The 19,865-nt window shown below is 41.0% G+C and carries 15 protein-coding genes; 7 read left to right on the forward strand and 8 right to left on the reverse strand.

The features are described from left to right. Nucleotides 1-25: 25 nt before the first annotated feature. Complete coding sequence (locus ABIN91_RS20075; protein WP_348053240.1) at nt 26-2,515, forward strand: beta-galactosidase; 2,490 nt, start codon at nt 26-28, stop codon at nt 2,513-2,515. Nucleotides 2,516-2,521: 6 nt separating this feature from the next. On the opposite strand, the gene ABIN91_RS20080 is transcribed toward ABIN91_RS20075, so the two are convergent. The 5 genes from ABIN91_RS20080 to ABIN91_RS20100 form a co-directional block, all read right to left on the reverse strand. Beyond that, nucleotides 2,522-2,947 carry a hypothetical protein gene (locus ABIN91_RS20080; protein WP_348053241.1) on the reverse strand — a complete coding sequence of 142 codons (426 nt, stop codon included), beginning with the start codon at nt 2,945-2,947 and terminating at the stop codon, nt 2,522-2,524. Nucleotides 2,948-2,953: 6 nt separating this feature from the next. Next, entirely contained in the window at nt 2,954-4,045 is a 1,092-nt protein-coding gene (aroC, locus tag ABIN91_RS20085; RefSeq protein WP_348053243.1) for a chorismate synthase, read from the reverse strand. 192 nt (nt 4,046-4,237) lie between these two features. Further along, entirely contained in the window at nt 4,238-5,566 is a 1,329-nt protein-coding gene (gene aroA / locus ABIN91_RS20090; protein WP_348053245.1) for a 3-phosphoshikimate 1-carboxyvinyltransferase, read from the reverse strand. A gap of 9 nt (nt 5,567-5,575) precedes the next feature. After that, nucleotides 5,576-6,706, reverse strand: a complete 1,131-nt coding sequence (locus ABIN91_RS20095) for a chorismate mutase (RefSeq protein ID WP_348053247.1) — start codon at nt 6,704-6,706, stop codon at nt 5,576-5,578. Nucleotides 6,707-6,835: 129 nt separating this feature from the next. Further along, on the reverse strand, nt 6,836-7,672 hold the full coding sequence (locus ABIN91_RS20100) for a prephenate dehydratase (RefSeq protein ID WP_348053249.1): 837 nt from the start codon (nt 7,670-7,672) through the stop codon (nt 6,836-6,838). Between the two features lie 557 nt (nt 7,673-8,229). Between ABIN91_RS20100 and ABIN91_RS20105 the strand changes: the two genes are divergently transcribed. Continuing rightward, complete coding sequence (locus ABIN91_RS20105) at nt 8,230-9,861, forward strand: glycosyltransferase family 39 protein (protein ID WP_348053250.1); 1,632 nt, start codon at nt 8,230-8,232, stop codon at nt 9,859-9,861. Here the strand turns inward: ABIN91_RS20105 and ABIN91_RS20110 are convergent. After that, on the reverse strand, nt 9,829-10,374 hold the full coding sequence (locus ABIN91_RS20110; RefSeq protein WP_348053252.1) for a hypothetical protein: 546 nt from the start codon (nt 10,372-10,374) through the stop codon (nt 9,829-9,831). The two genes, ABIN91_RS20105 and ABIN91_RS20110, sit on opposite strands and share 33 nt — an antisense overlap. Before the next feature lie 49 nt (nt 10,375-10,423). On the opposite strand from ABIN91_RS20110, the gene ABIN91_RS20115 reads away from it, so the two are divergent. After that, nucleotides 10,424-10,816 (forward strand): hotdog domain-containing protein, encoded by a 393-nt coding sequence (locus ABIN91_RS20115; RefSeq protein WP_348053254.1) that lies wholly within the window; start codon nt 10,424-10,426, stop codon nt 10,814-10,816. A gap of 91 nt (nt 10,817-10,907) precedes the next feature. Here the strand turns inward: ABIN91_RS20115 and ABIN91_RS20120 are convergent, their stop codons facing one another. After that, nucleotides 10,908-11,456: a NifU family protein gene (locus ABIN91_RS20120; protein WP_348053256.1), complete on the reverse strand. Its 549-nt coding sequence runs from the start codon at nt 11,454-11,456 to the stop codon at nt 10,908-10,910. Between the two features lie 204 nt (nt 11,457-11,660). Next, nucleotides 11,661-13,004 carry an adenylosuccinate lyase gene (purB, locus tag ABIN91_RS20125; RefSeq protein ID WP_348053266.1) on the reverse strand — a complete coding sequence of 448 codons (1,344 nt, stop codon included), beginning with the start codon at nt 13,002-13,004 and terminating at the stop codon, nt 11,661-11,663. 256 nt (nt 13,005-13,260) lie between these two features. Here purB and ABIN91_RS20130 point away from each other — a divergent pair, with 256 nt between their 5' ends. The 4 genes from ABIN91_RS20130 to ABIN91_RS20145 are packed head-to-tail and all read left to right on the forward strand — an operon-like array spanning nt 13,261 to nt 19,842. Beyond that, a complete protein-coding gene (locus tag ABIN91_RS20130; RefSeq protein ID WP_348053258.1) occupies nt 13,261-13,881 on the forward strand; it encodes a TetR/AcrR family transcriptional regulator in 621 nt (206 codons plus the stop codon). Between the two features lie 23 nt (nt 13,882-13,904). Continuing rightward, complete coding sequence (locus ABIN91_RS20135) at nt 13,905-15,257, forward strand: TolC family protein (RefSeq protein WP_348053260.1); 1,353 nt, start codon at nt 13,905-13,907, stop codon at nt 15,255-15,257. Nucleotides 15,258-15,290: 33 nt separating this feature from the next. Further along, entirely contained in the window at nt 15,291-16,385 is a 1,095-nt protein-coding gene (locus ABIN91_RS20140) for an efflux RND transporter periplasmic adaptor subunit (RefSeq protein ID WP_348053262.1), read from the forward strand. A 25-nt stretch (nt 16,386-16,410) separates the two neighbouring features. Next, complete coding sequence (locus tag ABIN91_RS20145) at nt 16,411-19,842, forward strand: efflux RND transporter permease subunit (RefSeq protein WP_348053264.1); 3,432 nt, start codon at nt 16,411-16,413, stop codon at nt 19,840-19,842. Nucleotides 19,843-19,865: the final 23 nt, after the last annotated feature.

Here is a 19,865-nt window from a genome sequence, read left to right on the forward strand (position 1 = left end):
ATTTGCACTAACCTCAATTATAATCATGTCAATTATCAGATCTGGCTTTATCGGCTTTTGCCTTTTGGCGATAACATTAAAAACCTATGCTCAAACCGAAGAGCATACTATTGTTTTGGGTAAGGATATTACCTATACCGAAAATGGCCACTTTAAACAAGGCGCATATAAAAACCCGCAAGGTGTTAAGCTTGATCTGAATAATTATTACTTGCGTAGCGGCGATAAGCCCGTATTGCCTGTTATGGGCGAAATACACTATTCTCGATACCCGCGTGCCGAATGGGAGCAGGCTTTGTTACAAATGAAAGCTGCCGGCATCAACGTAATTGCTTTTTACGATTTTTGGATACACCATGAGCAGAAAGAAGGTGAATTTAGATACGATGATAACTTAGATGTGCGCTACTTTATCCAGCTATGTGCTAAACATGGTTTAAAGGCGGTAGCTCGTATTGGCCCCTGGGCGCATGGTGAAGCCCGGAATGGTGGCATGCCCGATTGGTTTGTAAAAAAGAAAATGAAGAGCGGTAACGATCGTGTAACTAAAAATGGCAGCGTTGAACCCGAAGTTGCTGATTGGTATAAATCGTTAGCTAAACAATTTGAAGGTTTGTATTTTAAAGATGGCGGCCCGCTCATCGGTATTCAGTTGGATAACGAGATGCGCAGTAACGGGCCCGGTAGCGCGGGTTATGAGTATCTGGCTTCGCTAAAAAAGCTGGCAGTAAGCGTAGGTATGGATGTGCCATTGTATGTAGTAACCGGCTGGCCCGGCCCGCAGGTGCCCGAGGATGAGGTAATGCCTTTGTGGGGTGGTTATCCTGATGCGCCCTGGACGCAAAATACTAAAGACCTACCACCTAATAACATATATACTTTTACACCCGACAGGCGGGATAAAAATATTGGTAACGATATGCTTACCTATCAACCCGGTTCACCAAAGTCACCTATTTACCGCCATCCTTTTTTAACGGTTGAGTTGGGCGGTGGCATGCAGGTAACCTACCATCGTAGGCCAACTCTGCAAGGCGGAGATCTGATGGCTTTAATTTATACCCGTTTGGGAGTGGGGGCCAATATGCTGGGCTACTACGTTTTTCATGGCACGCAACATCCTTTAAGCTGGGATAAAGAATACCCTACACAGGAGTCCAAATCCACTATTTACCCATACCCGAATGACTATCCTCTGATATCGTACGATTTTGAATCACCCATAACCGAGTGGGGCTTTATTCGCGATTATTATCACGATTTTAAATTGCTTCATCAGTTTATCAATAGTTATGGTTCAAACCTGGCACCTATGCAGGCGCAGATCCCGGCTGATAATCCCGATAAGGCAGATAACCAGAAAGACCTGCGTTATACGGTAAGAAGTAGGGGTAATTCGGGATATGTGTTCATCAATAATTATGTGCGTCATTTTGATATGGCCAACCACTCCAGCGTGGTTTTCAACATTAAAACAGAAAACGAAACTGTTAGAATTCCCGAAAAGGGGAGCATTAACATAGCCAATAAAGTTTATGGTGTAATTCCTTTTAATTATGATATGGATGGCGTTTTACTAAAATATGCTACCGCTCACCCTATAACCATATTGAATAACAAAAACAAAGTGTACTGCTATTACGCAATGGAGGGTGTAGCTCCCGAATTTAGATTTGAGAGTAAGAATATCCAAAGTATTAAAACCACAGGTAAAGTAAGCCAAAGCGGCAATTTTACTTTAGTGCAAAATTTGCAAGCCGGTAAAATGTGTACTATTGATATCAGCGCAAAAAGCGGTAAGAAGTTCCAGATACTATTGCTGACTACAGACGAAGCCAGGTACTCGTACGTGTTTGATATTAAAGGTGTAAAAACTCTGATCTTAACACCCAATATGGCTTTTTATGATGCTGTTAAAGATGAGCTGACCATCCGTTCTGTGGGTAAAGCTGCATTCAATTTTGATGCTTATCCTGCAATTATACCCAAAAGCAAAACTGTTAAAGCTGATGGGAGCGAGGGACTATTCAGCAAATACAAGGTAAATTTACCTGAATGGAAGCCGGTTGAAATAGCGTTCAAGCAAATATCAAACGATCAGAATTTTATAAAATATATTGATTCACTACAGGGTAAAACGCCTGCTGGTCCAACGTATTCAATCAGGTATAACCCAGCTTTGCCTTATAAAAACTATAGCCTGGGCATGCCAGCCAGCATACCTAAAAATGTTTACGATGTTTTAGTTGAATTTGATTATCGTGGTAACACTGCGGGTTTATACGCCAACGGGTTAATAATTGGCGATGATTATTATGCCGGAAGTACAATGCCTTACAGTTTGAAACGTAACGAAAAACTATTAGGCAAAGCGCCATTCATTTTACAAATAACGCCATTGATGGAAAACCGCCAGATACATTTTGAGCCGGGTACTGATTTGAAGTTTGCTAAAGATAAACACGCGGAATTGAGAGCGATTAAGTTGACACCGGAGTATCAGGTGGTGTTGTAAATTTGCTTACAAAGCAAAAAAAGCATCAATTATATTGATCAAAGCACTCATCGGCTTATTTTGATCGATGGTATTGTAAAACTCATTGTTAATAGAAAGCTCGATAATTTCGCCATTACGAACTTTAAATAAATGAGGGAATTTTGAGTAATGTTTAAAGTTGTATAAAATGTGCTTTATAAGCCATTCCTCATAATCAGACTCAGGATTTTTACCATTCAGGAATATGATTTCAAAATTTGATGCAAGCAGAGGAATTAATATGATTTCAATCGCGTCCTGGACGTCTTTTTTATTGTTGTAACAGAAGAAGTTTTTTCCTTCTAATTCTAATAAATAGTTTGATGCAGGCCATTTAGCAGCTGTTTGCTTAGATTGATAAAATAGGAAGACAATAATTGCACTTAATAGTAAGCCGACAGCAATTTCCATAATGGATTACAAATGCGAATTCCTATCCCTCAACCAATGATCGGCTAATACTAAAGCGGCCATCGCCTCAACAATAGGTACAGCGCGAGGCACCACACAAGGGTCATGGCGGCCCTTGCCGCTAATTTCGGCAGCATCACCGGCAGCGTTAATGGTTTGCTGGTTGTGCATAATGGTTGCAACCGGTTTAAAGGCAACCTTAAATTCAATAGGCATACCATTGCTGATACCGCCTTGTATACCACCACTAAAATTGGTGATGGTTTTAATATCACCCAAATGGTTTTTTACAAAAATGTCGTTATGTTCGGATCCGCGCATTTCGCTACCAGAAAAGCCTGAACCAAATTCAAAACCATGTACGGCGTTTATGCTTAACATAGCCTTGCCTAATTCGGCATGTAGTTTATCAAAAACGGGTTCGCCTAAGCCAACGGGGCAATTTTGAATGTGGCAGCTTACTTTGCCACCAACGGTGTCGCCATCTTTGCGTACGGCATCAATGAAATCTATCATTTCGGTAGCTGTGGCCGGGTCGGCACATCTTACAATGTTGCTTTCGCGGATAGCTAAAAACTCTTCGGCGGTGGTTATTTTAATATTAGGCGCATCAATTTTACCAACGCTGCTTACATGGGCCAGTATCTCTATACCTTGTGTTTTCAATAGCAGTTTAGCTACTGCACCAGCCGCAACACGAGCCGCGGTTTCGCGGGCTGATGAACGGCCACCACCACGATGATCGCGGATGCCGTACTTGGTTTGATAAGTATAATCGGCATGTGATGGGCGGAATATATCGGTGTTATGGCTGTAATCTTTAGATCGCTGGTCCTCATTCGGTATCAGCATCATGATAGGGGTGCCGGTAGTTTTACCTTCAAACACGCCCGAAAGTATCTTAACCGTATCACTTTCTTTGCGTTGCGTAGTAATTTTACTCTGGCCAGGTTTGCGCTTATCCAACTCACCTTGAATGTATTCCATATCAATTGGCAGCTGCGCCGGGCAACCATCAATGATCACGCCAATAGCTTCGCCATGTGACTCCCCGAAAGTGGTTATCCTGAATAATTGTCCGAATGAATTGCCTGCCATGGTTTAGTAGTTAGTAGCGAGTATTTAGATTGATGTGTCATTGCGAGGTACGAAGCAATCGCAAGGAGGCAGAACGGCTTTTGTATATTCGCCTTGCACAGTTCGCGATTGCTTCGTACCTCGCAATGACACAGTTTGTTTTAGTCCGGAAGTCGGTAAGACCGAAAGTCCGGAAGTAGATTATATTGTTTTTTATCTTTCGGACTTTCCGTCTTCCGGACTTTCCGACTTCTTAATTTCAAACCCCGATTTTTCCAGATCTTTCCAGAAAGCCGGGTACGATTTCTCCACCACCATCGGATCCTCAATTTCTATTTGGGGGACTACCAATGCCAGCGGCGCGAAGGCCATCGCCATACGGTGATCTTCGTAAGTATGTATCATTACCTTTTCGGGGATGTGCTTTTCGCTGCAATCCAGTTTGTAAACCTGTCCCTTTTCGGTCAGCTTAACGCCGATCTTGGCCAGCTCGTTTTGCAGAGCGGCTATCCGGTCGGTTTCTTTGATCTTTAAGGTTTCCAATCCCGTAAAGGTAGCGTCGTGCCCTAAAGCCGCGCAAACTACAATAACGGTTTGAGCTAAGTCCGGACACTCTTTAAAATCAAATATCTTGCGTAGAATAGGTTTGGCTTCCTTTTGCAGATACACACCACCATCTTTAAAGTGCGATGTGATACCAAAGTTAGCCATAATCTCGGTGATCACGCTATCACCTTGTAAACTGTAAGGCTTTAAAGCAGGCAAAAATAGCTCGGCGGTATCAGATAAGGCCGCTATAGCGTACCAGTATGATGCCGCGCTCCAATCAGGCTCAACCACCAGGTCGGTTTCCTTAAAAGGTTGGTTTTGGATGTGGATGTTATTGCCTCCCCAGCTATGTTGAATGCCCGCCTGCTGTAGCATAGCCAGCGTCATCTCCACATAAGGTTTGGATGTTAGTTCACCTTCTATCTGCAACGTTAAACCCTGTGGTAAGCTCGAAGCGATCAATAACAAAGCGGTAATATACTGACTGCTGATATCACCTTTGATACTGATGCGATCCGTTTGCTGCTCAAAGCCGCTATGGATTTGAAGCGGAGGGAAGCCTTCGTTATTTACATAATCAATTTTAGCACCCAGTTTACGCATGGCATCAACCAATATCCCAATAGGGCGCTGCTGCATACGCTGCGTTCCGGTTAAAACTACGTTCTGATCCTGTAAAGGTAAAAAAGCCGTTAAAAAACGCATGGCAGTACCGGCAGGGCCGATGTTGATGTTTGGGATAGAAGGAGCAAGCACCAAAGAGTAAGGATCCTGACCTTGCAGATCTTTGATCCTTGTTCCTTGTTCTTTATTCTTTAAAACAGAAGAAAGGGTAACCGCATCCGCCGCATCACTCATGTTTTTTACCTTCACCGTGCCTTTGCTTAGGGCCTCAATAATGAGTGCCCTGTTGCATTCGCTTTTTGATCCGGTAAGCTGTATGGTGCCGCTTAGCGTTTTACTTGCCTTAGATACTATAATGTTAGCTTGCATTGCTGCTGTTTAGGCGTGTGTTAAATGTTCTTGCTGTGATCCGGCAATACCGTCTTTGTTCATGATCTCGGTTTGTTTACGGATAGATTCGCTGTGCAGCAATTCTAAAAATTTCTCGGTAAACTCTTTGCTCAGGTTAAAGGCTGATGCATATGGAATACGTTTGTTTAAGATCTCTTCCCAACGGTTAACCTGTAAAATGGTGATGCCGTTATCTTTTTTGTAGTTACCTATCTTCTCAACGATCTTCATACGCTCACCAACTTTTTGAATCAGTAAGTCGTCAATTTTATCAATGCCATCGCGTAAAACAGCTAAAGCATCTTTTACTTCTTCGGTACCGGCGCCTGGTTTTCTTACTTCCAGTTTATCCATTATGGCATCCAAAGCGGCAGGTGTTAATTGTTGTTTAGCATCTGTCCAGGCAACAGAAGGGTCGATGTGTGATTCGATGATCAAACCTTGCATATCCAGATCAAGTGCTTTTTGCGCGATGTAAGGGATCAACTCGCGGTTACCGCAAATATGGCTTGGGTCGCAAATGATAGGTAATTCTGGCGCGTGTGTTTTTAGGTTGATGGCCAGATCCCACATTGGTTCGTTACGGAAAGCAGTTTTTTCGTGTGATGAAAAACCACGGTGAATAGCGGCAAGTTTAGTGATACCAGCGTTGTTAACACGCTCCAATGCACCTATCCATAAAGAAAGATCGGGGTTAACCGGGTTTTTAACAATAACCGGGATATCAACACCTTTTAAAGCATCAGCAATTTCTTGCACAGTGAAAGGGTTGGCGGTTGAGCGGGCGCCTATCCACAAAATATCAACACCGGCGGCTAAAGCTTCTTCAACATGCTTTGCTGTAGCAACTTCAACGGCAGTTGGCAAACCGGTTTCGGCTTTGGCGCGTTTTAACCACTCCAAACCAATGCTGCCAATACCTTCAAACTCTCCCGGACGGGTACGTGGTTTCCAGATACCAGCGCGAAGCACCGATACACGGCCTGTTTTGGCTAACAAATGCGCGGTAGCAACTAATTGCTCCTCGGTTTCGGCACTGCAAGGGCCGGCAATTAAAAATGGTTCCTTGGTTACTTTAGCCCAGGAATTGAATGGCTGTATGTTAAAATTAAGTTTCATCGCTTTTTGTTTTTAGTCCATAGACCATGGTCGATAGTCAATGGTTTTGTTGTTTATTGTTTTTATATTGTTGTTATTTAATCTCTATTCTTATCTATGGACTATTGACCATCGACTATGGACGTCCTCTTATACCGTATCGTTCTTTTTGTATTCGCCCAGTATGTTAAAATTGTGCGTATGTTTTAGTATCTGGCGTATGGCGGCATCATAGTTTTCCTGTTTTTCCCATTCCACATCCAGATAAAAAGTGTACTCGTTACGTTTACCTAACACGGGCATGCTTTGTATTTTACTCATGTTAACATCGTTTTCGGCTAAAATATTCAATACCTTAGCCAATGAGCCAACCTGGTTACCCACCTGGAAGCATAACGATGCTTTATTAGCCTTTATTTTTTGAGCAAACTCATGTTCCGTTAAAATTAAAAAGCGGGTGTAGTTTGTTTTGTTTGATTCTATCCCGCTCTCCAAAACTTCCAGCCCGTATAGCTTGGCGGCAAGCGCGTTGGCTATAGCAACTGTATCGGTTAATTTTTCATCACGTACACGTTTGGCGCAAGCGGCGGTATCAGTACCTTCAACCAGTTTAATGTTTGGATAGTCATCAAAAAAATCCAAACACTGGCGCAAAGCCATTGGGTGTGATGTTACTATCTTGATATCTTCAAACTTAACACCAGGGTAAGCCAGCAGGTGCAATTGGATAGGCAAATAAACTTCGCCCACTACCGGGAAATTATAATTCATTAATAAAGTATAGTTTGGCAATATACTGCCGGCTATACTGTTCTCAATGGCCATAATTACGTAATCAGCCTCTTTAGCCTGTAATTTATCAAACGTTTGCTTGAACGAGTTACATTCCACAGTTTCGATATCTTCACCAAAAAACTTGAATGCCGCTTCTTCGTGAAACGACGCCCGTATGCCCTGTATTGCTACTCTTGGTTTTTTCTTTTCCATTTGTGTGTTAAAGCAAAAAAGTCCCGGCTGGTTGGCCGGGACTTTTTTGCTTTTTCTTATATCTGTTACGACATATCAGTCCCGGCTTGTACTCATAAAGTAAAAGTAATAACCGAACCAGAATGCGTTTGATGTTTTCATTTTTTGTTCTACGCTGTAAATGTACAGTTTAAAATTTATTTGTCAATAGCTAATTTTTATTTTTTTAATAAATCCGAATTTAGTTCGGATAAGTATATATAAATGTAAGGTAAACGAAATTTAATGCAATGTAACCAGTCGGCCCTTGTAAATGTCTTATTCAAACCAAAATAAAAAATATAAATTGGGGCTTTTGTTAAAATGCCATTAAAAATGCGGTAGTAATATCATTTATAGCACTCCATCTGCAAATTAAACACAAATATGGCATTTTGATGATTTTACTTTTGTACCAAATTAGTCAATTTGTCGTTGGAAATATCCTCTTTTGAATAATGAATAATTTACTTGACGTTCCTGAACAAAAATCTGAATCCAAATTAAATAACGGAGCGTTAAACAGTGAACAGTATATAATGAATAAAACTTTTACCAACAACCTTACTGATAATAAAGCCGCACGCTATACTGTTACTTTAATAGTACTCACATTTATTGCCCGCATACTAATTGCAACCTATACAGGTTTAGGTATTGGCGAATCTTATTATTTCCGCGGTGCATTAAGCCCGAGCTTGAGCTATTTTGACCAGCCGCCTTTGTTTTTTTGGCTGAGTACCTTTATGATCAAGGTATTTGGTTTGAGTAATTTAACCCTGCGTTTACCTGCGGTAGCTTTATTTGCGGGCACAAGCTGGTTGTTGTTTTTAATAACCAAAAGGTTATTTAATGCCCGTGCAGGTTTTTGGGCAGTGCTGATGATGAACCTAAGCGCTGTATTTACTATACCTGTAGCCACCTGGTTTCAGCCGGATGCGCCTTTAATGTTTTTTTGGTTGTGGGCAACCTACTTTATTGTACAGTTGCTAATGCCTGCCCCAGATGCACCGCCACGTACCACAAGGCAGGAGTATGGCTTATGGACCTTAGTAGGTGTTTTAATGGGATTGGCTACATTAAGCAAGTACCATGTACTATTTTTGTTTGTTGGCGTGTTGATGTTCATCATCGCCAATAAAAACCAACGCCGCTGGTTAACACATGGTGGGCCATACCTTGCGGTATTGATCACTATATTGATAGCATCACCAATTATCTGGTGGAATGCGCATAATAACTGGGTATCGTTCGCTTTTCAAGGCTCACGTGCCGTGTCTGATGGTAAGTTTGTGTTACACCCTGATTGGTTCCTGCGCAGCTTTATCGGCCAGGCTTGTTGGATATTGCCATGGATATGGGTGCCGGTAATGGGGCAGTTGATCAAGGCGTTCACGTTAAGAAATACATCGCAACCTTACAGCTTTGTATTATGGACATCGGTATTACCAATTGTGTTTTTCACGGTAATAACCCTTTGGGCCGATCTTCAATATCACTTCCACTGGCAGGCACCTGGTTACCTGATGTTGTTTATGCCTTTGGGATATGCGATAGATCAAAAACTAAATGACCCTGCCAAAGCGCGCGGCACTCGTAGGTGGCTAAGGTTTTCGGCAGCTTTTACCGTATTTACTATCGTCTTTTTAAGCCTGCACATGATAACCGGATTTTGGCAATGGTACGGGCCCAAATATATAGTAAACAAAACCCATTTGGGTATTGATGACCCAACCATTGAGGGCAATGATTACCTCGATATTAAAACCCGTTTTGAAAAAGAGGGATGGTTAAACAACCCCAATGTATTTACCGGTTGTACACGCTGGTGGTTAACGGGTAAGGTTGATTGGGCATTGAAAGGCCAAAAGCCTATTGTATGTTTTAGTTATGATCCGCGTAACCTGGCTTTTTTAGTTGACCCCGGAACATTGAAGGGGAAGGATGCCGTTGTCATCACACAAAACGATACCAGCAGTATTCACCAGGATGTTACGCCGTTTTTTGATAGCTGCAAACGTGTGGATGATATTGTAGTAACCCGCAACGGAAGGCCGGAGTTGCATTTGGTAACGTTTTATCTTAAAAACTTTCACCTGCCTAAAGAGCCAAGGGCTGATTTGCCTGTGTATTTTCAGCTAAAGGGATTGCCACCGTTTACCGGACGTTAAGGCATTGAATTTTGCATAATTACGGTTAATTCTCGGTTGTAATATCCATATACCTATGGGAAAAAACCAGATCATTAAAAAGACTGTCGAGAAATCGTCGATGACAACTTTACGTTGCAGTTCAATTGTTCTTACAGTTTTTGCAGCAAAATACATGCAATAAAACACACAGAACATTGTAAACAGATGTAAGCATATTACAACGGGTGTAATAAAAAGGTCAATGCCAGTTTTTGCATCGTTGTGAACCGAATGATTTGAGATGCTATAAAATGCCCAAGGCACATATATAAGCGGCACGAAAAAAAATAGCTTAAACTTTAAAGTTTTCATTTTTACGTTTTGAGGTACCTTGCTTTGAAGAAGAATAGCCACGGCCCAGAGCCAGGCCAAAAAAGCCCCCATACTTATGATAGTTAAAACTGATAAAGGAGTTAATATATCTCCAATAACAGATATACCGATCATTAACAAAAACAATTGCCAATGCTTGGCGAATAAAAAATTAACCATTGATTTAGTAGATTAATTGACTAATATAGCAACATTATAAATACAGAACATGAATTTCTACACGCGCAAATGGGTTAAACCCGAAGACCTGAATGCCCACGGAACCTTATTTGGCGGAAGCTTGTTGAGTTGGATTGACGAAGAAGCCGCCATTTATTCCATTATCCAATTAGGTACCAACGGTTGTGTAACCAAATACATGTCCGAGATCAATTTTGTAAGTTCGGCCAAGCAAGGCGATATTATCGAGCTAGGTATCAAGGCCATTAGCTTTGGGCGTACATCGCTTAGTTTAGCCTGTGAGGTTCGTAATAAAATAACGCTTAAAACCATCCTTACCATTGATAAGATCGTTTTTGTTAGTGTTGATGAAAAGGGTTTCCCTGTTCCACACGGAAGAACCGAGATAACCTATACTGATGAGCGTTTGAGAGAAGGTTGATTTTATGAATTAATAGTTCAAAAAAAATACCAGCCCGCAAATGCAAACTGGTATTCATTATAGTAAAAACAATTAAACGTTTCTGAGATGATTACATCGCCTCGGATACCACTTCGGTAACTTCGGGAACCATGCGTTTCAACAGGTTTTCGATACCCGATTTGAGGGTGATGGTTGACGATGGGCAGCCACTGCATGAACCACGAAGCTCAACAGTTACCACGCCTTCGTTAAAAGATTTGTAGGTGATAGCGCCGCCATCCTGCTCAACAGCCGGGCGAACGTAATCCTGCAATATTTGCTGAATTTTGATCTCGGCATCGGTACCTTCAAAGGTAACTTCTTCCTGCTCTTTTAGTTGAACCAATAATTCTGATTCTACAGCACCTTTAACAAACTCTTTCAGTATCGGCTCAAGGTCGGCCCATTCGCTGCCTTCGGTTTTGGTTACAGTTACAAAGTTGCTGGCGAAAAATACACCGTTAACAAACGAAAACTTAAACAACTCCTTAGCAAAAGGTGATTTTTCGGCACTCTCTTTAGTAGCATAATCTACACTTCCGTTAATCAGCAGCTTGTTTACAATGAATTTCATTGTAGCTGGGTTTGGTGTAGATTCGGTATATACGTTGATATTCATGACTGTACAATTTAATACTGAACAAATGTAATCAGGTTTTTGATTGGTTGTACTAACTGCTATTGTTTTGACGGGGGCATGACTTAGAATGGTTCTAAATCAAGTTTGTCATTGCGAGGTACGAAGCAATCTCTTTGAGCAGAGCGGCTATGCATGTTCGCTTGTCCTAAAGAGATTGCTTCGTACCTCGCAATGACGCTGGTTTTAGATGCCTGTATATGTTGATGGGCTAATCATCCTGATCTCCGCTTTAATATCCTCGCCAACATTTAACGTTTCAACAAACTCAGCTATTGTTGTTGCGTTGATCTCGTTATTGGTACGTGTTAATTCTTTCAGGGCTTCGTATGGATTAGGGTAACCTTCGCGGCGAAGGATGGTTTGTATCGCTTCGGCAACTACGGCCCAATTAGCTTCCAGGTGGACTTTTAATGCGCTTTCGTTCAGCAATAGCTTACCTAATCCTTTTAAAGTTGATTTGATCGCGATAAGTGTATGTGCTACAGGCACACCTATATTACGGAGTACGGTTGAATCGGTTAAATCACGTTGTAAACGGGAGATAGGCAATTTGGCAGCTAAGTGTTCAAATAAGGCGTTAGCTATACCTAAGTTACCTTCGCTGTTTTCAAAATCAATCGGGTTAACTTTATGTGGCATTGCCGATGAGCCGATTTCGCCGGCTTTGATTTTTTGTTTGAAGTAGTTCATGGATATGTAGGTCCACATATCACGGTCCAAATCGATCAATATATTGTTAATACGCTTTAGATTATCGCAATGGGCGGCAAAATTATCGTAATGCTCAATTTGGGTGGTGAATTGGGAACGTTTCAATCCTAATACATTATTCACAAAGCTATTGCCGAATGCTTTCCAGTCTGTATCAGGATAACCTACAAAGTGCGCGTTATAGTTCCCGGTTGCACCGCCAAATTTGGCAGAATAGGGTATGGTTGCCAATAACTGTAACTGAGCTTCTAAACGTTCTACATAAACCATTAACTCTTTACCTAAGCGAGTTGGCGATGCGGGCTGACCGTGCGTATGAGCCAGCATTGGGATGGCTTTCCATTCTTCGGCGTAAGTTTTAAGCTGGGCGATGATTTCTTGGATCCCCGGAAGGTAAACTTCATCGATAGCCAGTTTAAATGAATAGGGTATAGCGGTGTTATTAATATCCTGAGAGGTTAAGCCAAAATGGATAAACTCTTTTTGATCTTGCAGGCCTAAAGCATCAAACTTTTGTTTGATAAAATACTCAACGGCTTTTACATCATGGTTGGTTATTTTTTCGATATCTTTAATGCTCTGGGCATCGGCTTCGGTAAATAAACCGTAAATATCCCGTAACTTATCGAAGAGTTGGGCGTCAAAACCTTGTAGTTGCGGCAACGGCATTTCGCACAAGGCGATAAAGTACTCTATCTCAACAAAAACGCGGTACTTGATGAGAGCGGCTTCCGAAAAATAGGCTGATAGTTGCTGAGTAGTATTATGGTAACGGCCATCGACCGGTGAAACTGCTGAAAGAGGCGAAAGCATGATAAATGGGTTTTTGCGCAAAGATAGAAAATCAATGCTTGAATGATTAATTTATGGTTAATTGATTTAGATTTTTTTAACACCGGTGTCTCATTTATCATTTATCGATCGTCTACCTAATAAGCAAAGCTCTTTGAAATTGCAGAATCTTCATCATATCTGTGGCGCCTTCGTAGTCAGATCATTAAAATAATAAATAGTAAAAAAAATATCATGGAAACTTTGAAATCAAAAAATGTTTCCATAGTTTTGACCAATTATGTCAAATGTTCAAAAAGATAGAATATTAGAAGGGGCCGAGGAGCTGTTTTTTAAAGCAGGGATCCGCAGTGTGACGATGGATGAGATAGCGAGACATTTGGGCATGTCTAAAAAAACCATTTACCAATTTTATCGCGATAAGGATGATATTGTAAGCGCTTTGATCCAAAAAAGGCTTGAGGAAGACAAGGAGCAAATGTGCGGCATAGCCGGAAAATCATCAAACGTAATGGAAGAGATGATCAATATGATGAAGCATTCCGAAGAGTTTTTTTCGAAGGTAAACCCGATACTCATCCACGATCTGCAAAAGTATTACCCGGAGGCCTGGCAATTATTTCAAACATTTAAGGCCAATGTAGTAATTGATAGCATGCAGCAAATTATGGATCGTGGTATTGAGCAAGGTTATGTTAGGGAGGATATTGACACTAAGGTAATGGCGCGCATGCGGGTTTGGCAGATAGAACTTGGTTTTGATAACAACGTATACCCTCATAATGAGTTTAACAGCTGGAAGGTGCAGTTGCAGTTTTTAGAACATTTTATTTACGGAATATGCACCGAAAAAGGCTATCAAATTTTACAGCAATACAAAAATATATTACAGCACAACTAAATCAACTAACACTATATATAAATATGAAAAATCTGTTTTTAATAACCGCTTGCTTAACGCTGATTGCCGGTATTGGCAAGGCGCAACAGGCAGCACCACCCACTCAACCATATAACTTTACTTTGGCTGATTGTATAAACTATGCCTACGAACACCAGGATTCGGTATTGAACGCACAACTGGATGTTAAAAGTGCTGAGTATAAAGTAAAGGAAACTACCGGTATTGGTTTGCCACAAATTAATGGTTCGGCTTCACTTCAGGATTATTTGAAAATACCTACAACCCTTATACCGGGTGAAGCGTTTGGCCAGGCCCCCGGAACGTTTATCCCTATTAAGTTTGGTGTTAAATACCAATCATCTGTAGGGTTAGATGTAAACCAGATCATATTTGATGGTAAATACCTTGTTGGCTTACAGGCTTCAAAAACTTACAAGGAGTTATCGCAAAAATCGTTAACGCGTACCAAAATTCAAACCAATGTTTCTGTAACCAAAGCGTACTACCAGGTATTGGTGAGTAACGAGCAAATTAAGTTGCTTAATGCAAACATTGCACAGTTGAAACAACAGTTTGACCAAACCACGGCGCAAAACAAACAGGGTTTTGTTGAAAAGATAGACGTTCAACGTTTAGAAGTACAATACAATAACTTGGTAACCAACCGTGAAAATGTTTTGAGTTTGTTGACGCTTAATTATCAATTACTGAAATATCAAATGGGAATGCCTGTTGGCCGCGAACTAACATTGAAAGATAAACTATCAGATGTTAAGCTTGACGAAAATGTTGCTGAAACAACGGTTGATACAGCTTTTTATCGTAACCGTGTTGAGTTTAGTTTATTGGAAACTGTAAATAAGCTGAATGAACTTGATTTGAAAAGGCAAAGGTCACAATATCTGCCAACTTTATCTGCTTTTGGTAATACATCGGTAGCTTTCCAAAACAACGCTTTTGGTAATTTATACAATGATAATTTCCCTGCAACTTATATAGGTATCAAATTAAACGTGCCCATATTTAATGGTTTTCAGCGTAAATACCAGATTAAGCAGTCGGAGATCAGTGTGTTAAAATCGCAGAATGAAATCATTCACGGCAAAAACGCCTTAACGTTACAAGCTAACTCTGCCCGTATTACTTATACCAACGGAATACACTCGCTTAACAACCAAAAGCGCAACCGCGACCTAGCCCAGGAGGTATTTCGTGTATCTAAAATAAAATATGAGCAAGGGGTAGGATCGAGCATTGAGGTTACACAGGCGCAAACAGCTATAGAAAGTGCAGATAACGATTACATCAAAGCTTTATATGATGTGCTGATTAACAAGGTTAATCTTGACCAGGCTTACGGAAGAATAAACTAATTATCTATAAATCAAACATACAATCATAATACAATGAAGAAAATATTTATACTAAGCGCCGTTGTTTTTTTAGCAGCATGTGGCGGTAAAAAAGATCCTAAGACGGAATTGGCTGATCTGAAAAAACAACAAGCCGATATTAATGCCAAAATCACCGCCTTACAGGCTACTGTTGGTGCCGATTCGGTAAAGTCGACAGATGTTAGCGTGGCTGTACTTAAGGCAGGCACGTTTACTAACTATGTACAAATACAAGGTAAAATTGATGCGCAGGATAACGTAATGGCTTTCGCGCAAGTGCCGGGTACCATAACAGCTATCAATGTTAAACCTGGCGATCACGTAAGTAAGGGTCAGGTTTTGGTTCAGTTGGATGCCAGCGTTTTAAAACAAAACATAGCCGCGGCTCAAACCAAGGCTGATCTGTCAAAAGTGGTTTATCAACGCCAGAAAAATCTTTGGGATCAAAAAATTGGTACTGAGGTTGCATTTTTAACAGCAAAGGCCACAATGGAAGGTGATCAAAAACAGGTTGATGTATTGCGTCAGCAAGCTGATCAGTACCGCATCATATCACCTATTACAGGAACAGTAGATCAAATGGACTTGAAATTAGGTCAGTCTATATCTGCAGCTAACAGTATCCGTATTGTTAACGCCGATAATTTGAAAGTTAAAGCCGATGTGCCGGAATCATACGGAAGCCAAATTAACACTGGTGATGTAGTTAAGGTATTGGTACCTGATGCTCCGGACTCGTTAAACGCGAAATTGAGCTTTGCCGCTAAGGTTATTGATCCAACATCGCGCAGTTTTGCGGTTGAGGTTAAGTTGCCACAACGTAAAGGCATTCGCCCTAACATGACAGCTATTTTGAAAATTGTTAACTACCAAAATAGCAAAGCCATCAGCATCCCGGTAAAAGCTATCCAAAAATCAGAAGCAGGCGATTATGTTTACGTTGCTGTAAATGGTATTGCCAAACGTACAAATGTTAAAGCAGGTGCAACTTATGGTGGTATAACCGAAATACTTTCGGGCTTAAAAGAAGGTGACCAATTGGTAACCGATGGCGCCAGCGATATAGAAGATGGCAGCAAAATTAAGATAGTAAAGTCCGGTAATTAATTACAATTAAATAATTTGATCTACAATGAAGGATCTGCAAAAAGAATTTGGACCCTCAAGTTGGGCCATAGATAATAAAACGGCCATTTACGTACTGATATTTTTAATATCGGTACTGGGGCTGATTAGCTATAATAATTTGCCGAAAGAGAACTTTCCGGATATAGCACAATCAAAAGTGTTTATAACTACGCAATGGAATGGCCAGTCGCCTCAAAACGTTGAGAACTTGGTTACCAGGCAAATCGAAAAGCAATTAAAATCGCTTAAGGGCCTAAAAAAGGTAACTTCAAATTCGGTACAGAATGTATCTATCATCACAGCTGAGTTTCAAGCTAATGTTCTGATCAAAGATGCTAAGATTGACGTGAAAGACGCGGTTGATAAAGCTAAACAGGATTTGCCACAAGGTGATGTGAATTTGAAGGATTCGAAAATATCCGATATTAACGTTGCTGATTTGCCTATTCTATACATTAATATATCAGGCGATTATGACTTGAAAAAGTTGAAGGAATATGCCGATCTGTTAAAAGACGAGATAGAGAGCTACAAGGAAATATCGAAGGTTGACGAAGTTGGTGCATTAACACCCGAAATTCAGGTTAATGTGGATTTGAACAAGATGGCCGCTGCCCAAATTAGTTTTAGCGATATTATTCAAGCCATTGGAAACGAAAATGTTTTATCATCTGTAGGTACAATAAAAACTGACGGTATCCGCAGGGCAATTGATATTAAACAGGATTTTAAGAATGCCGATGAGGTAGCTGCAATGGCTATTCGTAACCCTAAAGGGCAGGCTGTTTATTTGCGCGATATTGCCGAGATCAAAGACTCGTTTTTGGAACAAGAGAGCTACGCGCGTTTAAAAACTCCAGAGGCAAAGGATTTTAAAAATGTAATTACCCTGAACGTTAGTAAACGTGCCGGTGAAAACCTGATAGCGGCATCGGATAAGATCAATGCGTTGATTGTTGATAAACAAAAAACAACTTTCCCCAAAGGATTGGATATTACCGTAACCGGTGATCAGAGTGATAAAACCCGGACTACGCTAAACGATCTGATCAACACCATTGTAATTGGTTTCTTATTAGTAACCGTTATTTTGATGTTTTTTATGGGAACTACCAACGCCATATTTGTGGCGCTATCGGTTCCGCTATCATGCTTTATCGCGTTTTTGGTGATGCCTGTTATCGGGTTCACCCTCAATATGATCGTGTTATTCTCGTTCCTGCTCGCGCTGGGTATTGTGGTGGATGATGCCATTGTGGTGATAGAGAATACGCACCGGATATTTGATAACGGTAAAGTGCCAATTAAGCAAGCCGCTAAAATAGCTGCTGGTGAAGTTTTCTTACCGGTATTTTCTGGTACTATGACAACCCTGGCTCCATTTGTGCCTTTGGCTTTCTGGAACAGTTTGATCGGTCACTTTATGTTCTTTTTGCCGATCACGCTAATCATAACTTTATTAGCATCATTGGTAGTGGCTTATATCATGAACCCGGTTTTCGCGGTTGATTTTATGAAACCACACGTTGAAGGCGAGCATGATAACCCTAAGTTTGATAAAAAGACAAGCCGTGCAGTATTGGTTATGGCTGTATTAGCTGGTTTAAGTTACCTGATGTTTATAACAGGTAAATGGACCATGGGCATGGGTAACTTTTTTGTATTATGTATTCTATTGTATCTGTTAAACCACTTTGTGTTACTACGTACAATTGATAAGTTCCAAAATAATATATGGCCACGTTTTCAGGATTGGTATGCCGGTTTACTTGAAAAAGCTGTACGCCGCCCGATAGCTATTTTGGCCGGAACATTTGGTTTATTTGTACTATCAATAGTGTTGTTGGTGGTATTAGGTAAAACCCCGGTATTTTTCCCTTCCGGCGATCCAAACTTTGCCTATGTGTATATTACAATGCCTATCGGTACAGATCAGGCTACAACTAACGAGATAACCCGTAAGGTTGAAGAGCGTGTAGCCAAATCCGTTGAAGCTGATAAGGATATTGTATCATCGGTTATATCAAACGTAACCAAAGGTGTTACCGATCCGCAGGATGAAGACCAGGGCGATTACGAAAATAAAGGTAAAGTAACCGTAGCCTTTGTTGAGTTTGGTAAACGTGATGGTAAGGATACCAAAGCTGTGTTGAAAAACATTCGTGCAGCGGTAACAGGCATCATTCCGGGTGCAAAGATCTCAGTAGTTCAAGAAAACAGCGGTCCGCCGGTACAAAAGGATATCAGTATCGAGATCATCGGTGATAACCTGGATTCGTTGGTTGCCACAAGTAACCGTTTAAAGGCTTACATTAATGCTCAAAATATAGCTGGTATTGAAAACCTGCAGGCCGACGTGCAAAGCGATAAGCCCGAAGTTGTATTTGATATTAACAGAGAAAGAGCAAACAGAGAAGGTATTACTACCAAAACAATAAATGATAATTTAGGTGCAGCTATATTTGGTGCCAAAGCTGGCGATTACCGTAATACCAAAGAAGACGACTACCAGATCAAAGTACGCGCTCTTGAAAGCCAGCGTGGTAATATTGATGAGTTGCGTAACATGAAGGTCACTTACCGTGATATGGCAACCGGTGGCGCTATCCGCCAGATACCTATTTCGGCCTTTACGGACGTGCGTTATACCAATACATACAGTAACATCAAACGTAAACAACAACGTAGGGTATTAACTTTGGGCTCAAGCGTTATTAAACCTTTTAACCCTAATGATGTGAACGCATCTATATTGCGGGCTGTTAAAAACTTTAAAAAGGCTGATAATATTACCATTCGTCAGGGTGGTGGTCAGGAAGATCAGGCGGAAGCCGCGGGCTTCTTGTTAAGCGCGCTTGCAACATCTTTCTGTTTGATATTTATTATTTTGATGATCCAGTTTAACTCGGTGGGTAAAACGTTCATCATTATTAGTGAGATATTCTTCAGTATTATTGGTGTATTTTTAGGTGTAACCCTTTGCGGGATGACGATGACCATTGTAATGACTGGTATTGGTATCATAGCCCTTGCGGGTGTTGTGGTACGTAACGGCATATTACTGGTTGAGTTTACCGATATGCTGATAGAACAGGGCGCTAACCTGCACGATGCCGTAGTAGAAGCCGGCCACACCCGGATGACACCGGTATTGCTAACCGCCACAGCCGCCATATTAGGTTTAATACCACTGGCCGTAGGTTTCAACATCGACTTTATAGGCATGTTTACCCACTTGAAACCACATATCCACTTCGGTGGCGATAACGTGGCTTTCTGGGGCCCACTGGCCTGGACCATGATCTTTGGTCTTGGTTTTGCAACCATCATCACCCTGATACTGGTACCATGTATGTACCTGATCAGGATCAACATGAAAAACAGGTTGTTCGGTAAAAAAGAAAAAGTAGTTAAAGCTGAAATAGCTGAAGCTTAATAATTGATCCCCAAAAATCAATG

This window comes from Mucilaginibacter sp. (assembly GCF_039921305.1).
Taxonomy (GTDB): domain Bacteria; phylum Bacteroidota; class Bacteroidia; order Sphingobacteriales; family Sphingobacteriaceae; genus Mucilaginibacter.

Bases quoted from the DNA above. Each gene is read 5' to 3' on its own strand.
- ABIN91_RS20100 (WP_348053249.1), bottom strand. From the start codon at position 7,672: ATGGAAAAGAAAAAACCAAGAGTAGCAATACAGGGCATACGGGCGTCG.
- aroC (WP_348053243.1), bottom strand. From the start codon at position 4,045: ATGGCAGGCAATTCATTCGGACAATTATTCAGGATAACCACTTTCGGG.
- ABIN91_RS20145 (WP_348053264.1), top strand. From the start codon at position 16,411: ATGAAGGATCTGCAAAAAGAATTTGGACCCTCAAGTTGGGCCATAGAT.
- ABIN91_RS20110 (WP_348053252.1), bottom strand. From the start codon at position 10,374: ATGGTTAATTTTTTATTCGCCAAGCATTGGCAATTGTTTTTGTTAATG.
- aroA (WP_348053245.1), bottom strand. From the start codon at position 5,566: ATGCAAGCTAACATTATAGTATCTAAGGCAAGTAAAACGCTAAGCGGC.
- ABIN91_RS20120 (WP_348053256.1), bottom strand. From the start codon at position 11,456: ATGAATATCAACGTATATACCGAATCTACACCAAACCCAGCTACAATG.
- ABIN91_RS20075 (WP_348053240.1), top strand. From the start codon at position 26: ATGTCAATTATCAGATCTGGCTTTATCGGCTTTTGCCTTTTGGCGATA.
- ABIN91_RS20105 (WP_348053250.1), top strand. From the start codon at position 8,230: ATGAATAAAACTTTTACCAACAACCTTACTGATAATAAAGCCGCACGC.
- ABIN91_RS20135 (WP_348053260.1), top strand. From the start codon at position 13,905: ATGAAAAATCTGTTTTTAATAACCGCTTGCTTAACGCTGATTGCCGGT.
- ABIN91_RS20095 (WP_348053247.1), bottom strand. From the start codon at position 6,706: ATGAAACTTAATTTTAACATACAGCCATTCAATTCCTGGGCTAAAGTA.
- ABIN91_RS20115 (WP_348053254.1), top strand. From the start codon at position 10,424: ATGAATTTCTACACGCGCAAATGGGTTAAACCCGAAGACCTGAATGCC.
- ABIN91_RS20080 (WP_348053241.1), bottom strand. From the start codon at position 2,947: ATGGAAATTGCTGTCGGCTTACTATTAAGTGCAATTATTGTCTTCCTA.
- ABIN91_RS20130 (WP_348053258.1), top strand. From the start codon at position 13,261: ATGTCAAATGTTCAAAAAGATAGAATATTAGAAGGGGCCGAGGAGCTG.
- ABIN91_RS20140 (WP_348053262.1), top strand. From the start codon at position 15,291: ATGAAGAAAATATTTATACTAAGCGCCGTTGTTTTTTTAGCAGCATGT.